The organism is Methylobacterium sp. Leaf88 (genome assembly GCF_001422795.1).
Taxonomy (GTDB): Bacteria; Pseudomonadota; Alphaproteobacteria; order Rhizobiales; family Beijerinckiaceae; genus Methylobacterium.
Window position 1 is genome coordinate 34,093 of sequence record NZ_LMMK01000050.1, and the last position, 22,955, is coordinate 57,047.

General features: G+C 68.7%; 21 protein-coding genes and 1 pseudogene. 7 read left to right on the forward strand and 15 right to left on the reverse strand.

The genetic code is table 11. The annotated features are described in order from the left end of the window. Positions 1 to 152 precede the first annotated feature (152 nt). From ASF20_RS19545 to ASF20_RS19560, 4 genes are all read right to left on the reverse strand, one after another. Positions 153 to 1,061, reverse strand: coding sequence for a LysR family transcriptional regulator (locus tag ASF20_RS19545; RefSeq protein ID WP_056277168.1), 909 nt, complete (start codon positions 1,059 to 1,061; stop codon positions 153 to 155). Between the two features lie 97 nt (positions 1,062 to 1,158). Then, on the reverse strand, positions 1,159 to 3,132 hold the full coding sequence (locus ASF20_RS19550; protein ID WP_056216025.1) for a CoA-transferase: 1,974 nt from the start codon (positions 3,130 to 3,132) through the stop codon (positions 1,159 to 1,161). Positions 3,133 to 3,455: 323 nt separating this feature from the next. Continuing rightward, positions 3,456 to 4,811: an ATP-binding protein gene (locus tag ASF20_RS19555; RefSeq protein WP_056216028.1), complete on the reverse strand. Its 1,356-nt coding sequence runs from the start codon at positions 4,809 to 4,811 to the stop codon at positions 3,456 to 3,458. After that, entirely contained in the window at positions 4,808 to 5,995 is a 1,188-nt protein-coding gene (locus ASF20_RS19560) for an FIST N-terminal domain-containing protein (protein ID WP_056216030.1), read from the reverse strand. Before ASF20_RS19560 ends, ASF20_RS19555 begins: the two co-directional genes overlap by 4 nt. Positions 5,996 to 6,138: 143 nt before the next feature. Between ASF20_RS19560 and ASF20_RS19565 the strand changes: the two genes are divergently transcribed. Next, positions 6,139 to 6,798 (forward strand): response regulator transcription factor, encoded by a 660-nt coding sequence (locus ASF20_RS19565; protein WP_082487530.1) that lies wholly within the window; start codon positions 6,139 to 6,141, stop codon positions 6,796 to 6,798. Between the two features lie 33 nt (positions 6,799 to 6,831). Here ASF20_RS19565 and ASF20_RS19570 read toward each other — a convergent pair whose 3' ends face one another. The 3 genes from ASF20_RS19570 to ASF20_RS25315 form a co-directional block, all read right to left on the reverse strand. Beyond that, complete coding sequence (locus tag ASF20_RS19570) at positions 6,832 to 7,269, reverse strand: PRC-barrel domain-containing protein (RefSeq protein ID WP_056277137.1); 438 nt, start codon at positions 7,267 to 7,269, stop codon at positions 6,832 to 6,834. 92 nt (positions 7,270 to 7,361) lie between these two features. After that, on the reverse strand, positions 7,362 to 7,865 hold the full coding sequence (locus tag ASF20_RS19575) for a DUF2721 domain-containing protein (RefSeq protein ID WP_056277141.1): 504 nt from the start codon (positions 7,863 to 7,865) through the stop codon (positions 7,362 to 7,364). Between the two features lie 72 nt (positions 7,866 to 7,937). After that, positions 7,938 to 8,063 carry a hypothetical protein gene (locus tag ASF20_RS25315; protein WP_277996211.1) on the reverse strand — a complete coding sequence of 42 codons (126 nt, stop codon included), beginning with the start codon at positions 8,061 to 8,063 and terminating at the stop codon, positions 7,938 to 7,940. Between the two features lie 595 nt (positions 8,064 to 8,658). Between ASF20_RS25315 and ASF20_RS19580 the strand changes: the two genes are divergently transcribed. After that, entirely contained in the window at positions 8,659 to 9,024 is a 366-nt protein-coding gene (locus tag ASF20_RS19580; protein WP_055947098.1) for an SWIB/MDM2 domain-containing protein, read from the forward strand. Positions 9,025 to 9,118: 94 nt separating this feature from the next. Here ASF20_RS19580 and ASF20_RS19585 read toward each other — a convergent pair whose 3' ends face one another. Both ASF20_RS19585 and ASF20_RS19590 read right to left on the reverse strand, forming a co-directional pair. Continuing rightward, a complete protein-coding gene (locus tag ASF20_RS19585) occupies positions 9,119 to 11,263 on the reverse strand; it encodes a helicase-related protein (protein ID WP_056277144.1) in 2,145 nt (714 codons plus the stop codon). A 93-nt stretch (positions 11,264 to 11,356) separates the two neighbouring features. Beyond that, positions 11,357 to 11,896, reverse strand: a pseudogene (locus tag ASF20_RS19590) (DUF892 family protein). Between the two features lie 432 nt (positions 11,897 to 12,328). On the opposite strand from ASF20_RS19590, the gene ASF20_RS19595 reads away from it, so the two are divergent. Further along, positions 12,329 to 12,595 carry a hypothetical protein gene (locus ASF20_RS19595; protein WP_056216044.1) on the forward strand — a complete coding sequence of 89 codons (267 nt, stop codon included), beginning with the start codon at positions 12,329 to 12,331 and terminating at the stop codon, positions 12,593 to 12,595. A gap of 60 nt (positions 12,596 to 12,655) precedes the next feature. Here the strand turns inward: ASF20_RS19595 and ASF20_RS19600 are convergent, their stop codons facing one another. Both ASF20_RS19600 and ASF20_RS19605 read right to left on the reverse strand, forming a co-directional pair. Further along, positions 12,656 to 13,240 (reverse strand): sigma-70 family RNA polymerase sigma factor, encoded by a 585-nt coding sequence (locus tag ASF20_RS19600; RefSeq protein WP_056216046.1) that lies wholly within the window; start codon positions 13,238 to 13,240, stop codon positions 12,656 to 12,658. Then, positions 13,240 to 13,587 carry a NepR family anti-sigma factor gene (locus ASF20_RS19605; protein WP_056216049.1) on the reverse strand — a complete coding sequence of 116 codons (348 nt, stop codon included), beginning with the start codon at positions 13,585 to 13,587 and terminating at the stop codon, positions 13,240 to 13,242. The genes ASF20_RS19600 and ASF20_RS19605 overlap by 1 nt, the downstream gene beginning before the upstream one ends. 368 nt (positions 13,588 to 13,955) lie before the next feature. Between ASF20_RS19605 and ASF20_RS19610 the strand changes: the two genes are divergently transcribed. Beyond that, entirely contained in the window at positions 13,956 to 14,897 is a 942-nt protein-coding gene (locus tag ASF20_RS19610) for a glutaminase (protein ID WP_200927248.1), read from the forward strand. Between the two features lie 126 nt (positions 14,898 to 15,023). Here the strand turns inward: ASF20_RS19610 and ASF20_RS19615 are convergent, their stop codons facing one another. Then, positions 15,024 to 16,064, reverse strand: coding sequence for a glutamine synthetase beta-grasp domain-containing protein (locus ASF20_RS19615; RefSeq protein ID WP_056216051.1), 1,041 nt, complete (start codon positions 16,062 to 16,064; stop codon positions 15,024 to 15,026). Between the two features lie 197 nt (positions 16,065 to 16,261). On the opposite strand from ASF20_RS19615, the gene ASF20_RS19620 reads away from it, so the two are divergent. Next, positions 16,262 to 17,353 (forward strand): cytochrome c peroxidase, encoded by a 1,092-nt coding sequence (locus ASF20_RS19620; protein ID WP_056277147.1) that lies wholly within the window; start codon positions 16,262 to 16,264, stop codon positions 17,351 to 17,353. Positions 17,354 to 17,389: 36 nt separating this feature from the next. Here ASF20_RS19620 and ASF20_RS24695 read toward each other — a convergent pair whose 3' ends face one another. Then, positions 17,390 to 17,551 carry a hypothetical protein gene (locus tag ASF20_RS24695; RefSeq protein ID WP_200927249.1) on the reverse strand — a complete coding sequence of 54 codons (162 nt, stop codon included), beginning with the start codon at positions 17,549 to 17,551 and terminating at the stop codon, positions 17,390 to 17,392. A 319-nt stretch (positions 17,552 to 17,870) separates the two neighbouring features. Here ASF20_RS24695 and ASF20_RS19625 point away from each other — a divergent pair, with 319 nt between their 5' ends. Next, positions 17,871 to 18,872: a hypothetical protein gene (locus ASF20_RS19625; protein WP_056277148.1), complete on the forward strand. Its 1,002-nt coding sequence runs from the start codon at positions 17,871 to 17,873 to the stop codon at positions 18,870 to 18,872. A gap of 77 nt (positions 18,873 to 18,949) precedes the next feature. Here the strand turns inward: ASF20_RS19625 and ASF20_RS19630 are convergent, their stop codons facing one another. After that, positions 18,950 to 19,297, reverse strand: a complete 348-nt coding sequence (locus ASF20_RS19630; protein WP_082487528.1) for a cupredoxin domain-containing protein — start codon at positions 19,295 to 19,297, stop codon at positions 18,950 to 18,952. Positions 19,298 to 19,510: 213 nt separating this feature from the next. Between ASF20_RS19630 and ASF20_RS19635 the strand changes: the two genes are divergently transcribed. Beyond that, a complete protein-coding gene (locus ASF20_RS19635) occupies positions 19,511 to 22,399 on the forward strand; it encodes an EAL domain-containing protein (protein ID WP_056277151.1) in 2,889 nt (962 codons plus the stop codon). Positions 22,400 to 22,466: 67 nt separating this feature from the next. On the opposite strand, the gene ASF20_RS19640 is transcribed toward ASF20_RS19635, so the two are convergent. Next, positions 22,467 to 22,778 carry a hypothetical protein gene (locus ASF20_RS19640; protein ID WP_244476504.1) on the reverse strand — a complete coding sequence of 104 codons (312 nt, stop codon included), beginning with the start codon at positions 22,776 to 22,778 and terminating at the stop codon, positions 22,467 to 22,469. Between the last annotated feature and the right edge of the window lie 177 nt (positions 22,779 to 22,955).

Below are 22,955 nucleotides of genomic sequence, written 5' to 3' on the forward strand. Positions count from 1 at the left end.
ATTCGCGGGATGTCCCGATGACCGCGTCGCCATCGGCCCCTCAACCCGGAGCGCCCACCGCGATGTAGGCGGGGCGAAAACGAGGCGTGAGCCGGCATCGCCTCATCGGAGCGATGAGTCCCGTTCATCGTTCCCGGCCGATCCGCCGCGACCTAGAAGCCGAGCGGGCGCATCTCGCGGATGAGGGCAATGAGCAGACGCAGGCCCGTCGGCAGCTGACGGCGCCCCGAATAGTAAAGGTGGAAGGCGGCGCCGGACGCAGACCAGTCGCCGAGCACGCACCGGAGCGCGCCCGCCCGGACCAGCGGCGTCACGCAGGGTTCGGGCAGGTAGGCGAGGCCCGCTCCGGCCTGGGCGAGGGCCACCGCGAGGCCGGTACTGTCGAGGGTCAGCGCCCCCGGCACATCGACGGCGATGGCCTCGCCGTGCCGCTCGAACTCCCAATGATAGATGCGGTCGTCGCCGAGCCGGACGCGCAGGCCGCGATGGGCGAGAAGGTCGTGGGGATGCGCCGGCACCCCGAAGCGCTCCAGATAGGCGGGCGCGCCCACCACGACCCAGCGGATGTCGGCGGAGAGGCGCTGCGCGACCATGTCCTCCGGGACCGTGTCGCCGTAGCGGATCCCGGCATCGGCGCCCGCATCGACCACGTCGAGCAGGCGATTCGCCACGCGCACATCGATCGCGATGTCCGGGTAGCGGGCGAGGAAGACCGGAAGGACCGGGGCGAGGAGGAGCGCGCTCGCGTGCTCCAGCACGTTGAGGCGCACGCGCCCAGCCGGCGCACCGCGATGGCGGTTCAGCGCCTCGACGGCCTGCCCGATCGCCAGGAAGGGCCCATCGAGCGACGCGAAAAAATCCTCGCCGGCGGCAGTGAGGGTAACGCTCCGGTTGGTCCGGTTGAGGAGGCGGACCCCGAGCTGCGTCTCGAGACCCTTCAGGGCATGGCTCAGGGCCGAGGCGCTAACACCGAGTTCGAGGCCCGCACGCCGGAAACTGCGATGCTTCGCGATCGCCAGGAAGGCCCCGAGGGCCGGCAGGCTGGGACGAGGGGGTGGCACGGACCGGTTGTGCCGGCGCGGAAGCGCCGACGCAAGAACCATGAGCGCGCCTCAACGTGGCGCGACGCCGGCGTCCGGGCCGACGACGCCCTTCGATTCACGCCGCCGAGGCGATCGCCGTGGAGGCGCGGCGCACCTTGCCGGCGCCTTCGAGGAAGGCGTGGGCGTCCTCCTTGCGCTCGAAGACGTGGGGGGCGAGGCCGCGGCGGTTGAGGGCCTCTTCCATCTTCAGGCGCAGGAAGGCGCTAGTCGCGTAGCGCGTGGTGGTGAGATAGTAATTCGCCTGCAGGTATTGGATCATGTGGGCGTAGTCGTCGTAGAGGTTCTCGTTGATGCGGAACCCGTCGTGGTTGACCACCGTGTTGACCCGCTGGCCGGCCTTCTTGCAGGCCCCCACCAGCACCATGCGCAGGTCGTCGAGGTCGCTCTTTGCGCGGGCGTGCCAGCCCTCCAGGTTCACGAACAGGATGTTGCGCTCGGTGTCGTAGCTCACCCGCTCCGGCAGGTTGAGGTTCAAGAGGTCGGCGAGCAGTTCCATCGGCTCGTCGCGGAACAGGCGGGCATCCATCGGCATCGGCTGCTTGATGATCGGCCGGAAGCCCATATGGGGCAGGATGTCCCGCTCGATGTCGATGCCGGGGGCCACCTCGATGAGTTCCAGCCCCTCGTCGGTGAGCTGGAAGACGCAGCGCTCGGTGACGTAGATCACCGGCTGCGAGCGCATCTGCGCATAGTGCCCGCTGAAGGTGATCTGCTCGACCTGCGGCAGGAATTTCTGCGAGCGCCCTTCCGTGACGATCCGGAGCTTGCCGTCCTCGATCACGGTCTCCAGGCCGCCCACCGTGAAGGTGCCGGCGAAGACCACCGAGCGGGCGTTCTGGCTGATGTTGATGAAGCCGCCGCAGCCGTTGAGGCGCCCACCGAACATGCTGGTGTTGACGTTGCCGTGCTGGTCGCACTCGGCGAGGCCGAGGCAGGTCATGTCGAGGCCGCCGCCGTCGTAGAAGTCGAACATCTGGTTCTGGTCGATGACGCAATCGGCGTTCGTCGCCGCGCCGAAGCTCGACCCCGACGCGAGCACGCCGCCGACCGCGCCGGCCTCGGTGGTCAGGGTGATGTAGGGGGTGACCTTCTCCTCGTTGGCCACCGCCGAGATGCCCTCGGGAGCGCCGACGCCGAGGTTGACGACGCCGTTGGGTGGCAGCTCGAAGGCCGCGCGCCGGGCGATGACCTTGCGGGCGTCGAGGGGCATTTTCTTCATGCCGCTCACGGGCACGCGGATCTGGCCGGCCAGCGCCGCATCGTGCTGCACGCCGTAGTTCATGCGATGCATCTCGGGCTCGGCGAGCACCACGCAATCCACCAGGATGCCGGGCACGCGGACGTCCTTGGGCAGCAGGAAGCCGTCATCGACGATGCGCTCGACCTGCGCGATGACGATGCCGCCGTTGTTGCGCGCCGCCATGGCCTGAGCGAGGCAGTCCAGGGTCAGCGCCTCCTTCTCGAAGGAGATGTTGCCCGACGGATCGGCCGAGGTGCCGCGGATGAAGGCGACGTCGATCTTGGTGGCGGTGTAGAACAGCCACTCCTCGCCATCGACCTCGACCAGCTTGACGATTTCGTCCTGGGTCACGGTGTTGACCCGGGCGCCGCCGTGGCGCGGATCCACGTAGGTGTGCAGGCCCACCTTGGAGAACAGTCCCGGCTGGCCGGCGGCGCAGGCCCGGTAGAGCTGTGAGATCACGCCCTGGGGCAGGTTGTAGCCGAGAATCTTGTCTTCCTGCGCGGCCTTGGCGACCTTCGGCATGCGGCCGAAATTGGCGGCGATGACGCGCTTCAGCAGGCCTTCGTGGTGCAGGCGCCCGGTGCCGAGGCCTTTGCTGTCGCCGGCCCCCGCCGTCATGATCAGGGTCAGGTCACGGGGTGCGCCGGTGTCGACGAAGCGCTTCTCCAGGGCAGCGTGCAGCGCCTCCGGAATGCAGCTCTGGACGAAGCCCGTCGTGGTGACCACGTCGTTGTGCCGGATCAGAGCGATCGCTTCGCCAGCCGTGATGACCTTGTTTTTCTTCATGAACCGGGCCGTCCTCCGCACCCCAGGCCGGCGACGGGCGGCAGGTCAGAGCCTGGAGCGGGTCGCAGATGGGGAAGCCTTATTCTGACGCGACAGCGTAAAGATCCGCAGGAAGCTTCGCAAGGGCACCACAACTCTCGTTGCAGCGCAATTTTATCTTGGTGCAATGCAAATTTTTCAATCGCGCATCAAATTGAACTAACAGTGCGGCCGCAAAAGATTTTGCGTTCCTGCGGCCGGGATGCACCAAGACGGAACGATGCCTCCGACACGGCCAAGATTATTCAAAATACTCTTGGGATGCGCATCCTTCGGGATCCCCCTTACGTCAGCAGATAGGTCAGGAGCGCCCGCAACTCGGCCGGCCGCACCGGCTTATGGACGAGTTGCGCCCCGAATTCGGCGACCTGCGCCTCGATCTCCGGAGAGTGGTTGGCGGTGGTGACGATGACCGGCAAACGGGATTCGGCACGGGCCTGGAGATGGATCGCCACGTCGAGGCCGCAGGCGCCGTTGTCGAGATGGTAGTCGAGGATGAGCAGATCCGGCAGGCTTTTCCCGGCCGCCAGCGACGCCGCCACCCCGGCCAGGTCGCGATGCACGCAGACCTCGGCGTCCCAGGTGCGCAGGAGGCGCTCCAGGGCATCGGCGGTGGGCGGATCGTTCTCCACCACCAGCACCCGCGCGCCGGTGAGCCGGGTCGTCACGGGGGCGGACGGAACCGCGCGCTCCGGCGGCGTCAGGCTCACCGGGACGGTCAGGGCCATGCGGGTGCCGCGCCCGACCCGGGAGGCGAGATCGAGGGGATGATCGAGGGCCTGCGCCATGCGGCGCACGATGGAGAGGCCGAGGCCGAGGCCCGGCTCGCCCCCCTCCCCCTCGGCACCCCCCCGGAAGAATTCCTCGAAGACCAGGCCCTGCTCCGCCGGCGCGATGCCGCAGCCTGTGTCGAGCACCTCGATGCGGCAGGCGTCCCCGCGGTGGCGGATCGCCACCAGCACGCCGCCCTGCCGGGTGTAGCGGATGGCGTTCGAGACGAGGTTCTGCAGGATGCGCTGGAGCAGCATCGGATCGCTCGCCACAGCGAGGTCGGGCCCGCGCACGGTGAGGCGCAGCCCCTTGCGCTCGGCGAAGGGCCGGAAGCTCGCCGCGATGCCGGCGAGAAGCTCGCCGAGGGCCACCGGCTTGATCGCCGGGCGTACCACACCGGCATCGAGCTTCGAGATGTCGAGGAGGGTCTTGATCAGGTCCTCGATGATCTGGAGCCCGCGCTCGATCTGCCCCGAGATCGCCGCGGCCTCCGGACCGAGGCCGAGGTCGGCCAGGGCCGAGGCCGAGAGCCGGGCCGCGTTGAGCGGCTGCAGGAGGTCGTGACTCGCGGCCGCGAGGAAGCGGGTCTTCGAGCGGTTGGCGTTCTCGGCCTCCTCCTTGGCCGCCACCAGGGCGGCGTTGGAGCGCTCCAGGCGGTGCATCAGCCCGGTCAGCTCCTCTGTGCGGGTGCGGACGCGCCCCTCCAGCATGGTGGCGGTCTGAAACAGGGAATAGGCCCCGCCCTGCTGGTCCATGCTGCGCTCCACATGGGCCATCAGGGCCGCGTTGATGCGCTCCAGCTTGGCGATGCGCCGCAGGTTCGCGTCCTCCTCCGGGGCGGGGGACGCGGCCTCGGGCGGCAGGATCATGGCTCGGCCTCGCCGCGGGCCGGCTCGCCCCGCCCGATGGCGATGCCCGTGAAGGTCTGGTTGAGGTGCATTGACCGGTACTGCTCGCCGTAGGTGTCGAAGCCCACGATGTCGTAGCGCCGGTAGAGGTCGACGATGCCGTGCCGCACCTGCCGGCTCTCGGCATCGAGGCGGCGCAGCACGCACTCGAAGCCGATGACGAGATCGATGCCGCCCAGCGCCGCGTCGAGGCGGGCGAGTTCGGCTTCCGTGGCCGCCACGATGTCGCGCGGGCGCGCCAGGGTGAGCACCACGCCTTCGTCGATGGCGCAGAAGAAGCTGAGCGAGCCGTCCGCGTTCATGCGCCGGATTGATCGGCAGAAATACTCGCCACCGACCTTCACCGCGAGCGGATAGGCGGCAAAGCTCATCGGCGACAGGCGCTCCGGATCGAGCCCCACCGCCATGGCGTATTCGCGCGCCGCCGGTTCCGCATTGAGCTCGTGGACGGTACGCTGCTCGTCGTCGGAGGCGGTGACGACGAACTTGGTCGCGGTCGGCTCGAAATTGTCGCTCTTGAAGATCTGGATCGGGAAATCCGAATCCACGAGGAGCAGCACGGCGGCGCGCTGATGGATTCGGCCGTCATGGAGCAGCACCGTCTCGCGGAAGGTGAGGTCGTCGCCCGCCGAGCCGCCCACGAGGGGGATGCCGTCCAGGGCCCAGGCGATGGCCGAGACCACCGTCTCCTCGGCGTTGGTGAGCCCGTCGATCAGCGAGAGGGCGAAGCAGCGGCCGGATGCCGGATCGGCGCCCGCGCCGTCGAGGCTTCGGCGCAGGGTCCGTACGCTGGAAGCGGTCCGCTCCACGTCGAGGTGGTCGATGGCGTCCAAGAGCGTGGAAACGATGCGGAAGCCCGCCTTCGGGAAGGCGATCACGACGAGGCCGCGATCAAGGCCGCCCGCCGGCGAGATGCCGCCCGACATGGTGCAGCCCGCGATGCCCGCACCCGGAAAGCGCGCGCTGAGTTCGCGATTCAGGATCTCGACGTCGTAATCGGCCGAGAAGAAGGCCACGATCTGGGCGACGGGACGCGGGCCGATGGCCGCGCCGATCTCCGCGATGGCCCCGTCGGCCGCGGCGGCGTCCGTCCACGCCGTCGTGATGCCGCACAGATGCGTGCGCACCTGCGTCCCCTGTGCCACGTTCCATTCCCCGCCTGCGCGTCGCGTGCCGGACTTGACGCACGGTTCTCCGCGGTGACACGAGTATGTCGGGCGGCCGGCTCCCGCGCAATGCGGCACCGAACAGCTCGGGAACAGGGGCGCACGCACCGGGCGGAACGGGCATGCATCTCCTCATCGTCGACGATCACCCGCTCTTTCGCGACGCGCTCGCCAGCGCGGTGGGGCTCGCCTACCCGGACGCGACGCTGCACGAGGCTGACGGCATCGCCAGCGCCTGTGCCGTACTGGCGGCGCAGGCCGCCATCGAGATCATTCTCCTGGACCTGTCGATGCAGGGCGTGACCGGCTTCGAAGGCCTGCTGGCGATCCGGGCGCAGGCGCCGCGGGTCCCGATCCTGGTCGTCTCCGGACTGGAGGATCCGCGGATCATCCGGGAGGCGCTGGATCACGGCGCCGCCGGCTTCGTGCCCAAGGCGGTCGACAAGGCGACGCTGACACGGGCCATCGCCGACGTTCTTGCCGGAGGACTCTGGGTACCGGCGAGCCTGCCGAACGCGACCCTGCCCCCGTCGTCCGCCCGCAAGGCGCCGATCGCCGAGCGGGTCGCGAGCCTCACGCCGCAGCAGGTGCGGGTGCTGGCGATGATCCGCCAGGGCAAGCTCAACAAGCAGATCGCGCACGAGCTCCAGGTCGGGGATTCCACCGTGAAGGCCCATGTCTCCGAGATCCTGCGCAAGCTCGACGTCATCAGCCGCACGCAGATCGTGATCGAGACGGCGCTCCTCGACTTCGACCGGATCCTGGCGGCGCCCGAGAGCTGACCGGCCCGGCGAGCCCTCGAGCGGCGGGTCCCTTCAGGCCGTGGGAACCTTGGAGCCGCCGTAATGGCCGTCGACGCGCCCGCCGAAGGCCGGGTCGGCGAAGGGATCCTCGCCGGGGCCGTGGGTCGGCGCCCCCGCCAGGGTGTCGCGGTCGATGTCCACGATGTAGCCGCCGAGATCGACGCTGTAGGTCAGCGCCCGCCAGGGCACGGGATGGTAGCTCTCGCCGAGCCCGAGGAAGCCGCCGAAGGAGATGACGGCGTAGGCGACCTGGCCCGAGACCTTGTCGACCATGAAGTTGTAGACGGTCCCGATCGACTCGCCCTCACGGCTGTAGGCGGCGGTGCCCTCGACCTTGTTCGACGCGATCAGGCGCCGGGTCTCGTCGATTGCGACGCCCTCGGCCGAGGGGTCGAGCTCCATCGAGCCGGTCGGGCGGATGCTGCGCTCGTTCGGGAGGTCCGTCGGCATGCGCATTCCTCTTGCAGAGTGGATTCGGGCGGCGGGGGCACGGGATGCCGCGCTCGACCGGACAAGCCGCCACCCGCGCGGGGGTTCCGGATTCAGGCCCGCTCGTCCACCGGCACGCCGGTCTCCTCGGCTACCTCGATCTGGCGCACGGCCAACCGTTGACGCATCCCGCGGCTCGCCAGCAGCATCTCGAACCCGAAGACCATCAGGGCGCTCAGGGTGCAGAGGATGGCGAGGCCGAACAGCACGAACAGGATGTCGGCGACGGTGGCGTCCCGCAGGGCCCCGACGAACAGCGTTAGGACCGCCCCGCAGGTGGCGACCCCGCCCAGCGCCCCGAGGATCACGGCGGCGTCGAGGGCGAGGGAGCGCCGGCGGAGCGCGTTCATGCGCCGCGCCAGGCGGACCTGGTCGAGGCCGGAGGCGCCGTCGATCGCCTGCGAGATGCGCTCCGCCTGATCGGCCACCCGGGCGAGGCGGGTGCCGAAGACGTTGAGGAGCGTCGCGATGCCCGAGAGGAGGAAGACGGGCGTAAGGGCGATCTGGATGATGTGAGCCGTGCTGTCGAGGGACGAGGCGACGGAGTTGTCGAACATGAAGGGGTGATCGCGACCGGGACGGAACCCTGGCGCAACGTTCGAGGACGCGGGCGGTTCGGGGCCGCCGAGTCAGATCAGACCGGCATCGGCACGGCCGTCGGGACCGGTCTGGGCCTCAATGGAGACCAGCGTGCCGAGTCCGATGATGAGTGCGACGGCGGCACCCAGCGAAAGCGTGAAGGCAAGGAGGATCATGCCCCCGGTTTCGTCGATCGCCCTTAAGGTTCGGTGATGCCCCGGCCGCCGCTCCGTCCCGAAATCGGGCGCAGCGGGCTCGCATCGGGTCCAGATTCCGAGGATCCCGTCGCGCCTGGGAGTCCGATCAATTCTTCACGGCGGACGGAAATTCTTGCGCCCACGCCCGCACCTCTGGGCCGAGGCGCGGGCCCGGGCCGGAATCGCTCCCCCGCACGACGTCTAAGCCGGGCTGGGGCCGGGGGTGGGTGCCGGAGCACGGGCTGGCACCGTGCCACCGAAAACCCCTTAACCAACTGTAACTTCAGAGCTTTCCGCGCAGCTCTACGAGCCGCCAGGCCGTTGGCTCCCTTCACCTTCATGCCAAAGTACAGGTCGATGACGATGAAGCTCTCGTCCAAGTCGAGGCCATCTCACTTCGCCCTGAGGCGGCCTCGACCGGAGACGAGCCTCCGCGCCTGTGGATGACGAGCGCGCCGAGGGCGGTTTTCCCTTGGAACGCTCGCGGCACCGCTTAGTTGTTGCAGCTATGCGCTGCGAGGCCACCGGCCGTGGGCGTACCGGCGCTCACCGTCGACATCCGGAGGAACACCCCATGGCAAAGAGCACCACCAAGACCGCCGAGAAGGCCGCCCCCAAGGCTGCCCCGAAGGACGCCGAGAAGCCCGCCGCCAAGGGCAAGAAGGTCGCCGCGCCGAAGGGTGATGGCGCCAAGCCGAACGCTCTGCAGCAGCCGCTGAAGCCGTCCTCCGAGCTCGCCGCCGTCGTTGGCGATGCCGCCCTGCCCCGTGGCGAGGTGGTCAGCAAGGTCTGGGAATACATCAAGAAGCACAACCTGCAGAATCCCGAGAACAAGCGCGAGATCCTCGCCGACGACAAGCTGAAGAAGGTCTTCGGCAAGGACAAGTGCACCATGTTCGAGATGAACAAGCACTTGGCCGCGCACCTCAAGTCGGCCTGAGCCCAGCCGTTTGAAGCAACACCCCGGATCGGCGTCGGGGAGGGGCTGCCCCCTCCCCTGGCCGACCGGTTCTCGTGGCCCGAGGGCGACCTGATCAGCCCCGCGTGCCCGACCGGCGCGTCCGCCGCTCGACCTTGCGGGTTGCCGTCTCCCGAAGATGTTGCTCGATCGCCCCGTTGGCGCGTGCCCGCATCGTGCGCATGGCCTCGGCATCGTCGAAGGTCTCGGGAAAGCGCCGGGACAGCCAGAGATAGGCGCTGGCGAGCTTCACCGTCCGCTCCTGGTAGTCCAGTTCGCCCGCGAGGTTCGCCCGGAGAGCGGGCACCGTCGTGCCCGCCGCGCGGGCTTGGGTCCAGCGCTCCAGCAAGCCGAGGGAGACCGGGTCGCGCCGGTCCACCGGGCAGACCGAGAACGCGAACTTATCGGCGATGGGCAACCGCGCCTTGTCCACCACGCGGGCGATCTCCAGGATCTCCTCCAGGGCGGAAGGCTGGAACGGCGAGCCCGCGTAGAAGGTGGCGCGGGCGAAATGCGCCAGTACCTCGCGCAGGCTGTCGGTGTGCATCTCCTCGGCCACGGAATTGATCGCGATGAGGTCGGGGCGCACGTAGAAGCGCGTGTCGGCGGCCGGCGCCGTGGGGGCCCCGGCCAGCGCCGCCCGGATCGGCTCCAGCCCGGTTTCGTCAACGGCGGCGACGTAACCCTCGTCCTGATGCCCGAACCGGCCCGCGCGGCCGGCGATCTGGCGAATCTCCGAATTGGTCAATCCCCGCTCGCCGACCCCGTCCCACTTGCGCACCGCCGAGAAGACGATCCGCTTCAGCGGACCGAGGTTGAGGCCCATGCCGATGGCATCGGTGGTGACGAGGACGTCGGCCTCGCCGGTCCGGAAGCGCGCGGCCTCCGCGCGCCGCACCTCGGGCGAGAGTGCTCCGTAGATCGTCGCCACCCGGTGCCTGGCCGCCACCAGGATCTCGCGGTTCTCGTGGACGGCCCGGCGCGAGAAGGCCACCACCGCGTCGCCCGGCATCACCTTCTCAAGGGGAACGGGCGTCTCCTGCAGCACCAGCGGCGTCTTGCGCACGAAGGCGATCACTTCGAGGGACTCGTTGGCGGCCTCCGCGGCGCGGCGCACGGCGGCCAGCGCATCGTCGGAGCCGCAGACCACCACGGTGCGGGCGGCGACCCCGAACAGGGCGTTGGTCCAGGCCCAGCCCCGATCGGGATCGGCGATCATCTGGATCTCGTCGATCACTGCGACGTCGACGGGCCGCGTGAGGTCGGCGGTCTCGATGGTGCGGGCGGTGTGGGTCGGGTTGAGGTCGCCCAGCGTCTCCTCGCCCGTTACCATGCCGGCACGCAGGCCGCGCTCGGCCAGGGCCTCATAGTTCTCCAGCGCGAGGAGACGCAGGGGCGCGAGGTAGGTGCCGGTCTCAGCCGCCCGCAGCATCTCCAGGGCCGCGTAGGTCTTGCCGGAATTGGTCGGCCCCATGTGGAAGATGATGCGCCGGCCGAGGCGCCTGGCCGCAACGAACTTCTCGATATAGGCGCCGAAGCCGACCTGGTCGCGCAGGCGGCGCAGGCGGGAATCCTCCCGTGCCACGGCGCGGGCGCGGGCGCGCACGTCCTTCAGGGTGTCGGTGAGCGATTGGTTCAGGTTCGGCGAGAGGAGGAAGGCGCGCGAACGCAGCGAACGGTCGAGGTGGTCGATATAGGTGGCGGCATCGGCGCCGACCTCGTGCAGGTCCTCGGCGACCTGCTCGCGCAGGCGCTCCACGGCGCGCCGCAGGGACTTCGCAGTCCGCAGCCCGGCCTCGGCGACGGCGGCACGCAGTTCCTCGAGGCGCCAGCTCGGATCGTTGCGATGGGCCATGCCGGAGAGGATGCCGGCGACACCCGTCTCCGGCTTCGCGTCGATCCGCAGGTCGAGGCGCCCGCCATCGAGGACGGGGATCAAGGTCCGGATGGTCCAGGCGATGCTGCCGTCCCGCATCACCGCGACGCGCAGGCTGGGGATCGCCTTCCTCACGGCCGCAACTCCGCCCTCCGCGAAGGTGCGCCGCGCCTTCAGCTCCCGAAGGGCCTTGGCGACCACCGCGTCGTCGACGAGACCGCCATAGTCCGGCAGGCCGAGATGCAGCCGGAGGGCCTCCACCTCGACGCTCCGGGGCGGCAGGCCGAGGCGGACCGCCGCCTCCAGCAGGATCTCGTTGGTCGGTCGCGCACGCTTGCGGGCCATGGGCCTCTCGTTGGGGAGTCTCGATCCGCCGCGGACGGACGACCGGGCGGCGTCAGGGTGCGCGGGACGCAACCCAAAAAGCAACGGCTCCGATCAGCGCAAGGCCCTCCGTGCACCGCCCGGTCGGACTCCGGCCGCGCGCGGACCGACCTGACGTTCGGCCCTGGCGGCGAGCAGGTGGTCGGTCGCCTTTTTCGCGTTGAGGTTCTGCTGAAGCGCGCTGACACACTCCTCCCGTCCCGGGCGCTTGGCCCGGGACGGGAGGAGTGCCGTAGCGGGCGATCTCGTCGTGCTCCACGGCCTGGGCCGAGGCCACGAGGACAGCGTCCCGCACAGCCTTGTGTCGACGATCTCGCCGTCCTCCGCGCCGGCCTTCTCAATGAGGCCGCTGATCGCCGGACAGGTTACCGCCTTGGGGCTGGGGCCGTGCATCTGGAAGACTTTCGCCAGTCGCTGGATCGGGCCCTCGGTCTGGCGCAGGTGGATCGCGAAGCGCTGCTTCAGTTCCGGGTGCGTCCTCCTCGCATTCATCTTGCGCAGCGCTTTCGTGATCCGGTGCTCCGCGTCGTAGATCTCGTGGAGCGTGGGGACGATGAGGTCTTCGCGGGTTTGATGTCGCGGGTGCCCCCCCAGGGATGCCTCCGCTGGTGTCGTCGTGCAGAATCGAGGAGCCGACGGGAAATTCGGCTCCTCCTGCCGGTCGGCGTACCCCCGAGCCACCAGGGCCAGGGCCCGTGCATCGAGAGGCTAGTCTCGGGGTGCCTCGATGAAACGCGCATGATTCGAAAACACGTCGCTTGTGCTTCGTGCTCGCGAGGCAGAGCTTCGCGCCAGCCCGATCTACAACTTAGGGCTGGAAACCGAACAACAGTCTGGGCCTTTTTGTAACAAAATCCTCCATTTGTTTTTGCTTCGTTCTTGATGCAGGTTATTTAAGGCCCCGCTTCTCTCTTGCTAATCTGGACGCGGGTCGACCCCGAAAGGGCCGCTTGGGCGGCGGATCGCCTTGCACGCTCGGCGGGTCGTCGGACCCTGCGCGTCCACACACGTCAGGGAAGCGATACGATGCACGAGAATTCCGCCGGACCGGCCGCATTCTGGGCCTCGGTGGCGAACGACGTCACGTCGCGGGTCGAGCCGGTGCTGGCCCGGGACGGCAAGGCCCGAGAGGGCGTGATCGAGTATCTGCGCGACCTCGAAGCGGTAGCCCTGCGCGACGGCAGCAGCCGCGAAGCCTTGCAGGTGATCGCTTCGGGCCGGCGCCTCCTCGGCGACCGGAGCGATACCCCGCCCGCCGAGATCGCCCGCGCGGTGCGGACAGCCTTGATCTGATCCCGAGCCGGACGCGAAATGCGTCCGGCTCGGGCTGATGCCCTCAACCGGCGATGTCCCTTACCCGGGAGGCGACCCCAGGGCCGCCCGCGTGAACGCATCGGCGCCGATCTCGTCGGTGCCGTTCATCCCAAGGCTCTCGATGAGCCGGCCGCGGGCGCGGCTGACACGGCTCTTCATGGTGCCCACGGCGACCCCGCAGATCTCCGCCGCCTCCTCGTAGGTGAAGCTCTGCGCACCGACGAGGACCAGGGCCTCGCGCTGGCTGAACGGCAACGCGTTCAAGGCCTCCTGGAACTCGCGCATCTCCACCCGGATCTCCTGCTCGGGCAGGCTGGTCAGACGCCCCGCCAGGGCACCGTCGGCGTCCTCCACCTCGCGCTTGCGCTTGCGCTGCTCGGAATAGAACAGGTTGCGCAGGATGGTGAACAGCCACGCCGTCAAGTTGGTGCCCCGGGTGAAACTGTCGGCCTTGGTCCAGGCCCGCACCAGGGTGTCCTGGACGAGGTCGTCGCTGCGGTCGAGATCGTAGGTCAGCGAGAACGCGAAGGCGCGCAGGGCCGGAATCGCACCGAGCAGGAGTTCACGCATCTCGGCATCGGCGCCCTGCGGCGTGCCGACCCGTTGGGGCATCGCGTTGGTCATCAGGATCCTCGCGTGGTGCTGCGGGCGGCCAGATCGGCGAGGAGGGCGTCGAAGCGGTCGGGGAGCGGCTGATTCAGCACCTCGGCATAGAGGAGGCGCAGGTTGCGTCCGATGCGCCGGCGAGCCTCCACCGTCATGCCGGCTTCGCCTTGGCGGGCCCAGGGTGATGGAGGCGGCGCGACGCCGGAAGTTCCGGCGCGCGCGGCCTCGGGCGCGCCCGCTTCGGAGCGGGCGACCGCCATCGTGGCCGTTGTTTCCGCGGCCCCGCGGGACGCCGCCATCGGCGCGACGAGGGAGAGATCGCCTGGATCTGTGCTGCGGTTCGGGTCGCTCGAATCAATGCTCATTGCTGCTCGTCGCTCGACGGCCGGGGCCGGAGAGTCCGGAGCGCCGTCATTTCGGCGGCCGTGCTACGGCTGCGCGATTTAACGACCTCTGAAAAAAGCATTCATCTGATCTTAAGCCGCCGAATGCAGGCGAAAGACCACGAGCATTAAATAGAAACAGTTAGAAACAAATGCGATACATTACCGAAGCGTCGCCGTTATGGTTCTATAGTCCCACAATCCTGTCTCCAAGCTGAACAATACGGTGACGGTGTTGAGCCTGGGCGTCCAAGCCCATCGTGCCATCCCGGGCCGGGCCGGATACAGGCATGGCCCGGGGTTTGCGCCCGTCGCCGAACCCTCGTTCCAGCCCTCCCCCGGAATCGCCCATGAGCCTCGACGTGCCCGACCTCGACCGTGTCGTTCGCGAGATCGCTGACGAGATGCGGGAGCGGCCGGACCGGGGCGAGGTGGCGACCTACATCCCCGAACTGGCGGGTGTCGATGCCAAGGCCTTCGGTCTCGTGGTGATCGATGCCGAGGGACGGATCGCGGCCGGCGGCGACAGCGACGAACCCTTCTCGATCCAGAGCATCTCCAAGGTCTTCACCCTGACCCTCGCCCTCGGCATGGCCGGCGACCGGCTCTGGCGCCGCGTCGGGCGGGAACCCTCGGGCAGCCCCTTCAACTCCATCGTCCAGCTGGAGCGCGAGCGCGGCATCCCGCGCAATCCGTTCATCAATGCCGGGGCGATCGCGGTCACGGACCTGATCCTGTCCGGCCACCAGCCCCGTGAGGCCATCGGCGAGATCCTGCGTTTCATGCAGTTCCTGGCGCAGGATTCCAGCATCGCCATCGACGAGGCGGTGGCCGCCTCCGAGCTGCGGACGGGCTTCCGCAACATGGCGCTCGCCCACTACATGAAGTCCTTCGGGGTGCTCGACAATCCGGTCGACTTCACCCTCGGCGTCTACTTCCACCACTGCGCCCTCAGCATGTCCTGCCGGCAGCTCGCCCAGGCGGGCCGCTTCCTCGCCCATTCGGGGCGCAACCCCCTGACGGGGTTGTCCGTGGTGTCGCCCGAGCGGGCACGGCGCATCAACGCGGTGATGCTCACCTGCGGACATTACGACGGCTCGGGGGAGTTCGCCTATCGGGTGGGTCTTCCGGGGAAGAGCGGCGTCGGCGGCGGCATCCTGGCGATCGCGCCGGGCAAGGCCTCGATCGCCGTCTGGTCGCCCGGCCTCGACGCCTCCGGCAATTCCCATCTTGGACGGATCGCCCTGGAGATGCTCACCCGGCGGCTGGGCTGGTCGATCTTCGGCGCTTGAAGGCGGCAGGACCGGCTCGCTCCGACCGACTTGCCATCCGAACAGGCAAAAAGAAGGGCCCGCCGCGCAGAACGCGGCGGACCCTGCCTAGGCTCGAAGCAAAATTGACGAATTGACGCCTAAAACCTAGGCAGCCGCCTGCTGACTCGTCGCGGTCGGAACCGAGGAGATCGTCTTCAGGATCTGCGAGGCGATCTGGTAGGGGTCCCCCTGGCTGTTGGGACGGCGATCTTCGAGGTAGCCCTTGTATTCGTTGTTCACGAAGCTGTGCGGCACGCGGATCGAGGCGCCCCGGTCGGCGACGCCGTAGCTGAACTGGTCGATCGCCGCCGTCTCGTGCTTGCCCGTCAGGCGCATGTGGTTGTCGGGGCCGTAGACGGCGATGTGGTCGTCGAGGTTCTCCTTGAAGGCCGCCATCAGGGCTTCGAAATACGCCTTGCCGCCCACCGTGCGCATGTGCTCGGTCGAGAAGTTGGCGTGCATGCCCGAGCCGTTCCAGTCCGTCGCGCCGAGCGGCTTGCAATGGTACTCGACGTCGATCTCGTAGGTCTCGCACAGACGCTGCAGCAGGTAGCGGGCGACCCACATCTCGTCGGCGGCCTTCTTGGAGCCCTTGCCGAAGATCTGGAACTCCCACTGGCCCTTGGCCACCTCGGCGTTGATGCCCTCGTGGTTGATGCCGGCATCGAGGCAGAGATCCAGGTGCTGCTCGACGATCTTGCGGGCGATGCTGCCGACTTCCTTGTAGCCGACGCCGCAGTAATACGGCCCCTGCGGAGCCGGATAGCCGGAGGCAGGGAAGCCGAGCGGACGGCCATCCTTGTAGAAGAAGTACTCCTGCTCGAAGCCGAACCAGGCGCCGTCGTCGTCGAGGATGGTGGCGCGCTTGTTGGAGGCGTGCGGGGTGACGCCATCCGGCATCATGACTTCGCACATCACCAGTACGCCGTTCTTGCGCGTGGAATCCGGGAAGTGGCGCACGGGCTTCAACATGCAATCGGAGCTGCCGCCTTCGGCCTGCATCGTCGAGCTGCCGTCGAAGCCCCAGAGCGGAAGCTGCTCAAGGGTCGGGAACGCGTCGAATTCCTTGATCTGGGTCTTACCGCGAAGGTTCGGCACCGGAGTGTAGCCGTCGAGCCATATATACTCGAGTTTGTATTTCGTCATTCCGAGCCTCTCGTCCTGAAGCGATGCGACATCCCAGGACACCTGACGGGATTCGCAGCCATTGCTGACTGAGGCGGCTTAAGCAATGTTTGCGCCAACCGGCACCGGTTCGGTGCTGCGGCATTTGGGCGGGTGAGGCTTGGCGTGAGACTTCGTTAACGGATCCGGACTAGCGCTGAGAGGATCAGGAGATCGCGATGCGCAGACGGGTAAGCGCCGCGCTTGCCGGCGTTGCCCTGATTGCCTTCGCGGCATCGGGGCTCGGATTACGCACCTCGGGTGCCGGCGAGCCGGAACAGGCGAATGTCAGCATGACGCAGGCCGAGCTGTCGGCGCTGCGCGAGGCTTATCGGCGCGTCGACGAGGCGGTCGACCCGGCCGACAATCCCTACAGCCCGGCCAAGGCCGCACTCGGCCAGCGCCTGTTCTTCGATACGCTCCTGTCGGGCGAGCGCACCATGAGCTGCGCCAGCTGCCACGTCCCGACTCAATCGTGGAGCGACGGCCGCCCGCGCGGCATCGGCGAGACCGGCGCGGCAATGAAAGTGCGCACGCCGACCCTGCTCGACGTGGCCCAGATCCCGATCCTCGGTTGGGACGGCAAATTCCGCGACCTCGAGAACGTCGCCTTCACGCCGATCACCAGCGCCAGCGCGATGAACCTGCCCGAGGCGACCTTGCTCGCACGGCTGAGAGCGGACCCCGGCTACGTCCGCGCCTTCGCGGCGGCGTTCCCCGAACGCGCCGCAGCGGACGGCTCGCGTGAGGCGATCAGTCGGCGGACCGTCGAGCTGGCGCTGGCGACCTTCCAGCGCTCCATCGTCTCCGGCGAGGCGCCGTTCGATCGCTGGGTCGCGGGCGACGTCCGCGCCATCGGCCCGAGTGCGAAGGCCGGGTTCGCGCTCTTCAACGGCAAGGCGCAATGCGCCGGCTGCCATTCGGGCTGGACCTTCACGGACGGATCCTTCCACGACATCGGCGTCGGCGCCGAGGCGGATGTGGGACGGGCCGCGTTCTTTCCGGATTCGGTTCAGCTCCGCTACGCGTTCAAGACCCCCACCTTGCGCGACGTCACCGAGCGCGGCCCCTACATGCACGACGGTTCGCTGGCCTCCCTGCGCGACGTCATCGATCTCTACGATCGCGGCGGGATCGACCGGCCCAGCCGATCGCCCGCGATCAAGCCGCTGGGGCTGACCGACGCCGAGAAGCGCGACCTGATCGCGTTCCTGAAGACCCTGAGCGCCGACGGCACGGCCAGCCTCGCGGTCCCGCCCCGCCTCAACTGAGGGATCGCCCTTCGTCAGGGGCGCTGTCGGGTCCCGTCAGCGGAAGAGCGGGAGAGCGGCCCCGAGGAGGCCGAGCCCGCCGAGGAGGAGGCGCCCGGACCAGCGTTCGAGAGCGTCGGCCCGACTCGGCGCGCGCGTCGCCGCGTAGGACAGGCCGGTCCCCACCATCAGGCTCGACAGGCTCAAGGTCGCGATCATCGGGCTCTTCAGGGTCGAGGGGGGCGATCCCCGGCTTAGCCCCGCGAGGGTTAGCGGACCATGTCCGGGCGCAGGCTTTCCGACAGCATCGTCATCGAAGCGTTACGGGATCCCCGTGCATCCGACCGGTCGGACGCGGATCACGGCCGATGCCGCCAAGCAACAGGTTAACCATTTGGAAAGGTCTATTAACAAGTTCCTTCCGCAAACCGGCGAAGGCGCGTAGTTTTCATCGCGCCGGCAGGCCCCCGCGCCGGTGTCGTGAATAGGGCTTCCCTCCATGTACCCCGGAAGACGTTGGCTGCCGCGCACCGCAGTCATGATGATGGCGGCTGTCCTCACGGTCGCAGGCTCCGACGCCGCGATGGCACACGTGAAATGGTTCTGCGCCTACGACCTGGTCGGGTCGCCTCGTGACCTCGGCGAGGTCCTGTGCTCGGAGTTCGAGAAGCTGGTCGGCCTCTCCGTGCTCGCCCTAATGGTGGGCGGTCTTCTCGAAGGTACGGTGCTGGGGGCAGCACTCACGCGATCCCTCGACCGGACCACGGCCTGGGCACGCGAGAACACCGAGCTCCTGTTCCGTGCGGTTCTGGGCGGCTTCTTCGTCGCGCTCTGGACCCTCGGCGGCGTCATTCTGACGCCCGAGCTGAAGACGACCAGCAGCGCGCTCCCATGGTTCCAGCTCGCCATCGCGGCCGGCTTCCTGTGGCGGCGGACCATGCCGTTCTCGGCCCTCGGCATCGTGGTCCTGTTCACGACCGCCCTGGTCCAGTACGGCGCCTTCCACCTCGCGGACTACCCGATCTTCCTCGGAGTCGCCGCTTACTGCGCGCTGACCGGCCTCGGCCGCTCCCTACCCGGCGGCCTCCGTCCCCTCGACATCGTGCGCTACACCGCCGCCATCACCCTGATGTGGGCTTCCGTCGAGAAGTGGGCCTATCCGCAATGGTCGTTCCCGCTCTTCATCGAGCATCCGGCGATGACGCTCGGGTTCACGGGCGAATACTTCATGAAGGCAGCCGGCGCGGTGGAATTCGCCCTGGCCTTCGCGCTGGTCTGCACCCCGCTGGTCCGCCGGGTCGCCGCGATCCTGCTGGCCGCCACCTTCATCTCGGCGATCTTCGAGTTCGGCAAGGTCGACGCCATCGGCCACGCGCCGATCATCGTCGCGATGGTGGCCCTCGCGGCCGACAACGCCGCATCGCCCTATCGCCTGCGTAACCTTGCCCTCACGCCCGTGGGCTATGGGGCGGCGCTGGCGGCCTTTCTCGGCCTCTACTACGGCGCCCACGCCGTGCTGCAGGGGTCGACCCTGCTCTGAGGGTCGTTCGCGCGCCGTGCAGGCGCGACGGGAGCCCCGGCGGCGCTCGATTCGGAGACGGTCGATCGCCCCGGATGTCAGCGGCCGTCGACCCGTACGGTCAACTTCATCTTCGGATGGATCCCGCACAGGACGGCGAAGGTCCCAGCCACGTTGAAGACGACTTGGGTCCGGCTCCCGGGCCTCAGGTCTCCCGAATCGAACGTGAAGTCCGGCGCATCGATGTAGACGTGGTGAAGCAGGTCGCCGTCGTCGTTGACGATCTCCACGTTGGCACCGCGTGGAACCGTAAGGGCATTGGGTTGAAAGGCGCGCCCCTTCTGGGACACGTGCAGGCTGGGCGCACCGACGGTGGCCCACGCAAGCCCGCCACTCATCGCACCAAGAAGCCCGAAGGCCAGGCAAGCAATTGTCGAGGGCCGCATCGGTTTTCCGTTCGTTCAACGACGATCAGCATCGAAACGAGCCGCGACCGAACCACGACGAGCAGTCTCGATGCTCAAGAGCCTTTCGACCTCCACAACCATAAAACGCCTGAGTGAAAGTCCGGTTAAGGGGATAAACTGCCGGCCCGATCTCAAGGTCGCCTTAACGTCTTTCGGTCATCCTGCTGCGATGATGGGACGGGACAAGGCTGGATGACATCGCCCGCAGACCCGATGACATCGCGGGCGCGTCCCGGCCGGCGGCTCGCGGAGGCCGTCGCCGCGATGCTCGGCACGATCCGGGGACGGATCGTGATCGCGTTCCTCGTGATGAGCGCCATCACGGGGGCGCTCGGGTTGTCGGCGGCGTCGAGCATCCGCCGCGCCGACGAACTGGTCAGCCAGACCTTCGACCGGTCTCTGATGTCCATCAATTATGCCCGGGCCGCCGCCACCGACTTCGCCGGGATGCGCACGGCCGAGGCCCGGCGCTGGATGGTCACCGATCCGGCGGCCCGCACCCGCCTCGATGAGCGCTTCGCCAGCCTGCAGCGCCTCCTCGCCGAGGACCTCGAGATCGCCGTGGAGCGCGCCCAATCCGAGCGTGCGACCCGCGCGGCGCAGGCGGCCGAGCGCGCGGTGTCCGCGTGGACGGAGGCCCGCGCCAGGATCACCGATTTCGGCCGGAGCGAGGCTGCCTATGCGGAGCTCGACCGCCACGCGGCGGTGGCGGAGGAAAACTTCGACCTGTTCATCAACTATACGGCCGGCGACGGCTTCATCTATCGGCAGCAGGCCCGCGCCATCGTGGCCCGTGAGACCCGGCTCAACCTCCTGGGCACCCTGATCGCCGTGCTGCTTTCCGGGACCGTCGCCTTCTGCCTGGCGCGCCGCATCATGGGGCCGCTCGCCGATGCTTCGCAGGTCGCCACCCGCATCGCGGGCGGCGACCTCAGCGGCACGATGCCGGCCGGAGGGGCCGATGAGGTCGGCACGCTTCTGTCGGCCATGGGCACCATGCGCGACAACATCCGCCGTGCGATGGAGAAGGAGGTCGCACAGCGGATTTCCGCCGAGGACCGCCTCGCCGATGCCCTGGAGACCTCCCGGGAGGGGATCGTGGTCGTCGACGAGGCCGGGCGGATCAGCCTCACCAACAGCCAGGCGGAGGACTACCTCGGCTTCGCCGCCGGGACCCGGCCCGCGGGCCGCACGATCGCCGCGCTCGCGGCGGGTGAAGCCGGTCCGGGCAGCCTCGCCCAGGCGCTCCTTGCCACGACCGACGAGCGCAGCGAGCTGCGCCTCGGCGATGGCCGTTGGCTTCGGATCAGCCGGAGCGCCACGCGCACGGGCGGCTTCATCGCGGTCTGCAGCGACATCACGCTCCTGAAGGAGCAGGAAGCCATCCTCCAGGCCACCAACCTGCGCCTTGACACCGCCCTCGACAACATGTCCCAGGGCCTCTGCCTCTTCGACGCCGACGGCCGCCTCACCGTCGTGAACCGGCGCTACTGCGAGATCTTCAGCCTCGAGCCCGGGCAGCTTCCCCTCGGTCTGCCCTATCGCGACGTCGCGGGGCTCAGCGCCGCGCGCGGGGACTACCCGCAGCCCGAGCCCGATGCCTTCGCCCTGGCCCAGGCCGAGACCGCCAGCGGCGGCGCAGTCGATTCCGATTTCCTCCACCTCGGCGACGGGCGCGTGGTCGCGGTCTCGCACAAGGCGGTGCGCGGGGGCGGCCTCGTGGCGACCTACGAGGACGTCACCGAGCGCCGCGAAGCGGATGCGCGCATCGCCTTCATGGCCCGGCACGACGTGCTCACGGGCCTGCCGAACCGGGCGATGTTCGGCGAGCGGATCGAGGAAGCGGTCGCCCACCTCGGACGCGGCAGCCCGTTCGCGGTGCTCTGCCTCGACCTCGACCGCTTCAAGGAGGTCAACGACACGCTTGGCCACCCGGTGGGCGATGCCTTGCTGCGGGCGGTCGCCGACCGCCTGCGTGCCTGCGTGCGCGAGGTCGACACCGTGGCCCGCCTCGGGGGCGACGAGTTCGCGATCATCCTGTCACAGGCCGAGCAGCCCCGGGACGCCGCCGTGCTCGCCCGTCGGATCGTCGAGGTGGTCAGCGCGCCCTACGACCTCGACGGCCACCGTGCGAGCGTCGGCGTCAGCATCGGCATCTGCTTCGCGCCCGGCGACGGCACCACCTGCGACAAGCTCCTCAAGAATGCCGACGTCGCGCTCTACCGCGCCAAGGCGGATGGGCGCGGGACCTGGCGCTTCTTCGAGGCGGAGATGGATGTCAGCCTCCAGGCCCGCCGGGCCCTCGAACTGGACCTGCGCGAGGCCCTGGCGCGCGAGGAGTTCGAGCTGCACTACCAGCCGATCTACGACTTCCGCGCCCGGCGCATCGGCGGCTTCGAGGCCCTGGTGCGCTGGCGCCACCCGGTGCGCGGCCTCGTTCCGCCGGGTGATTTCATCTCGGTCGCCGAGGAGATCGGCCTCATCGTGCCGCTGGGCGCCTGGTGCCTCACCACCGCCTGCACCGAGGCGATGCGCTGGCCCGACGGCATCAAGGTCGCCGTCAACGTCTCGGCGGTGCAGTTCCGCGACGAGGTCATCGTCGAGGCGGTGCGCCAGGCCCTAGCGCAGAGCCGGCTGCCGCCGGGGCGGCTCGAACTGGAGATCACCGAATCGGTGCTCCTCAAGGACAACCTCGCGACCCTGGCGACCCTCTATGCCCTGCGCCGCCTGGGCGTGCGGATCGCCATGGACGATTTCGGCACCGGCTACTCGTCCTTGAGCTACCTGCGAAGTTTCCCCTTCGACAAGATCAAGATCGACCAGTCCTTCGTCCGCGACATCACCAACAAGACCGATTCCGGCCTCATCGTCCGGGCCGTGATCGGCCTCGGTCTCAGCCTTGGGATGCGCACCACCGCCGAGGGGATCGAGACGGAGGCGCAGTTCGATCGCCTGCGCAGCGAGGGCTGCGACGAGGGCCAGGGCTACTTCTTCGCCAAGCCGAGTCCGGCCTCCGAAGTCCCCAGGGCGATCGAGCGCTGGTCGCGCGGGAACAGCGACGCTGCCCGGGCGGTGGCCTGACGGCGCCCCGCTCGGCGCGGCCGCCAGGACCCGCGCCCGGCGACCGAACCCCGGCGACGGTCCGGGATCAGTCGACGACCTTGAGGTCGTCCACGGAGACGTCGCCGTTCTGGCTCGTGAAGGTCGGCGAGCGTCCGTTCGACTGCGAGACGCCGCTGATCCGGTGATCGCCGCTGTCATAGGTCGTCCGCTTGCCGTCCCGCTCGATCAGCAGGCGGTGCTTGTCGGGAAAGAACGCGTAGCGCATGTCGTTCTGGCCGCCGCTGGTGGAGGGCTGCCCCAGTTCCTGCGGCCACCACGGGTCGGATCCCTTCATCGGCTCCATGGGCTTCATGGGTTCCATGGGCTTCATCGGCTTCATCGGCTTCATCGGTTCCATCTCGGGCCGTCTCGCTGTCGTGAGGGGAAGGGACGTCATGTGTCGTGAAGGCACGGCTACGCCCGAGACCCGCGAAGGTTGCGCGCCGGCAGCGGGAAATCGGGTTTGCGCGCCGCGCATGCCGGTCCGCGTCCGACCTATCCCCTCCCCGCCCAGACCCTTCCGGACCTTGGCCGC

Excerpts from the sequence above, each read along its gene's own strand:
- ASF20_RS19585 (WP_056277144.1), bottom strand. The coding sequence starts at position 11,263 with ATGGCCCGCAAGCGTGCGCGACCGACCAACGAGATCCTGCTGGAGGCG.
- ASF20_RS19630 (WP_082487528.1), bottom strand. The coding sequence starts at position 19,297 with ATGCGGCCCTCGACAATTGCTTGCCTGGCCTTCGGGCTTCTTGGTGCG.
- ASF20_RS24695 (WP_200927249.1), bottom strand. The coding sequence starts at position 17,551 with ATGATCGCGACCTTGAGCCTGTCGAGCCTGATGGTGGGGACCGGCCTG.
- ASF20_RS19570 (WP_056277137.1), bottom strand. The coding sequence starts at position 7,269 with ATGCCGACGGACCTCCCGAACGAGCGCAGCATCCGCCCGACCGGCTCG.
- ASF20_RS19550 (WP_056216025.1), bottom strand. The coding sequence starts at position 3,132 with ATGAAGAAAAACAAGGTCATCACGGCTGGCGAAGCGATCGCTCTGATC.
- ASF20_RS19620 (WP_056277147.1), top strand. The coding sequence starts at position 16,262 with ATGCGCAGACGGGTAAGCGCCGCGCTTGCCGGCGTTGCCCTGATTGCC.
- ASF20_RS19565 (WP_082487530.1), top strand. The coding sequence starts at position 6,139 with ATGCATCTCCTCATCGTCGACGATCACCCGCTCTTTCGCGACGCGCTC.
- ASF20_RS19615 (WP_056216051.1), bottom strand. The coding sequence starts at position 16,064 with ATGACGAAATACAAACTCGAGTATATATGGCTCGACGGCTACACTCCG.
- ASF20_RS25315 (WP_277996211.1), bottom strand. The coding sequence starts at position 8,063 with ATGATCCTCCTTGCCTTCACGCTTTCGCTGGGTGCCGCCGTCGCACTC.
- ASF20_RS19555 (WP_056216028.1), bottom strand. The coding sequence starts at position 4,811 with ATGATCCTGCCGCCCGAGGCCGCGTCCCCCGCCCCGGAGGAGGACGCG.
- ASF20_RS19595 (WP_056216044.1), top strand. The coding sequence starts at position 12,329 with ATGCACGAGAATTCCGCCGGACCGGCCGCATTCTGGGCCTCGGTGGCG.
- ASF20_RS19640 (WP_244476504.1), bottom strand. The coding sequence starts at position 22,778 with ATGGAACCGATGAAGCCGATGAAGCCGATGAAGCCCATGGAACCCATG.
- ASF20_RS19635 (WP_056277151.1), top strand. The coding sequence starts at position 19,511 with ATGACATCGCCCGCAGACCCGATGACATCGCGGGCGCGTCCCGGCCGG.
- ASF20_RS19575 (WP_056277141.1), bottom strand. The coding sequence starts at position 7,865 with ATGTTCGACAACTCCGTCGCCTCGTCCCTCGACAGCACGGCTCACATC.
- ASF20_RS19610 (WP_200927248.1), top strand. The coding sequence starts at position 13,956 with ATGAGCCTCGACGTGCCCGACCTCGACCGTGTCGTTCGCGAGATCGCT.
- ASF20_RS19625 (WP_056277148.1), top strand. The coding sequence starts at position 17,871 with ATGATGATGGCGGCTGTCCTCACGGTCGCAGGCTCCGACGCCGCGATG.
- ASF20_RS19605 (WP_056216049.1), bottom strand. The coding sequence starts at position 13,587 with ATGAGCATTGATTCGAGCGACCCGAACCGCAGCACAGATCCAGGCGAT.
- ASF20_RS19580 (WP_055947098.1), top strand. The coding sequence starts at position 8,659 with ATGGCAAAGAGCACCACCAAGACCGCCGAGAAGGCCGCCCCCAAGGCT.
- ASF20_RS19600 (WP_056216046.1), bottom strand. The coding sequence starts at position 13,240 with ATGACCAACGCGATGCCCCAACGGGTCGGCACGCCGCAGGGCGCCGAT.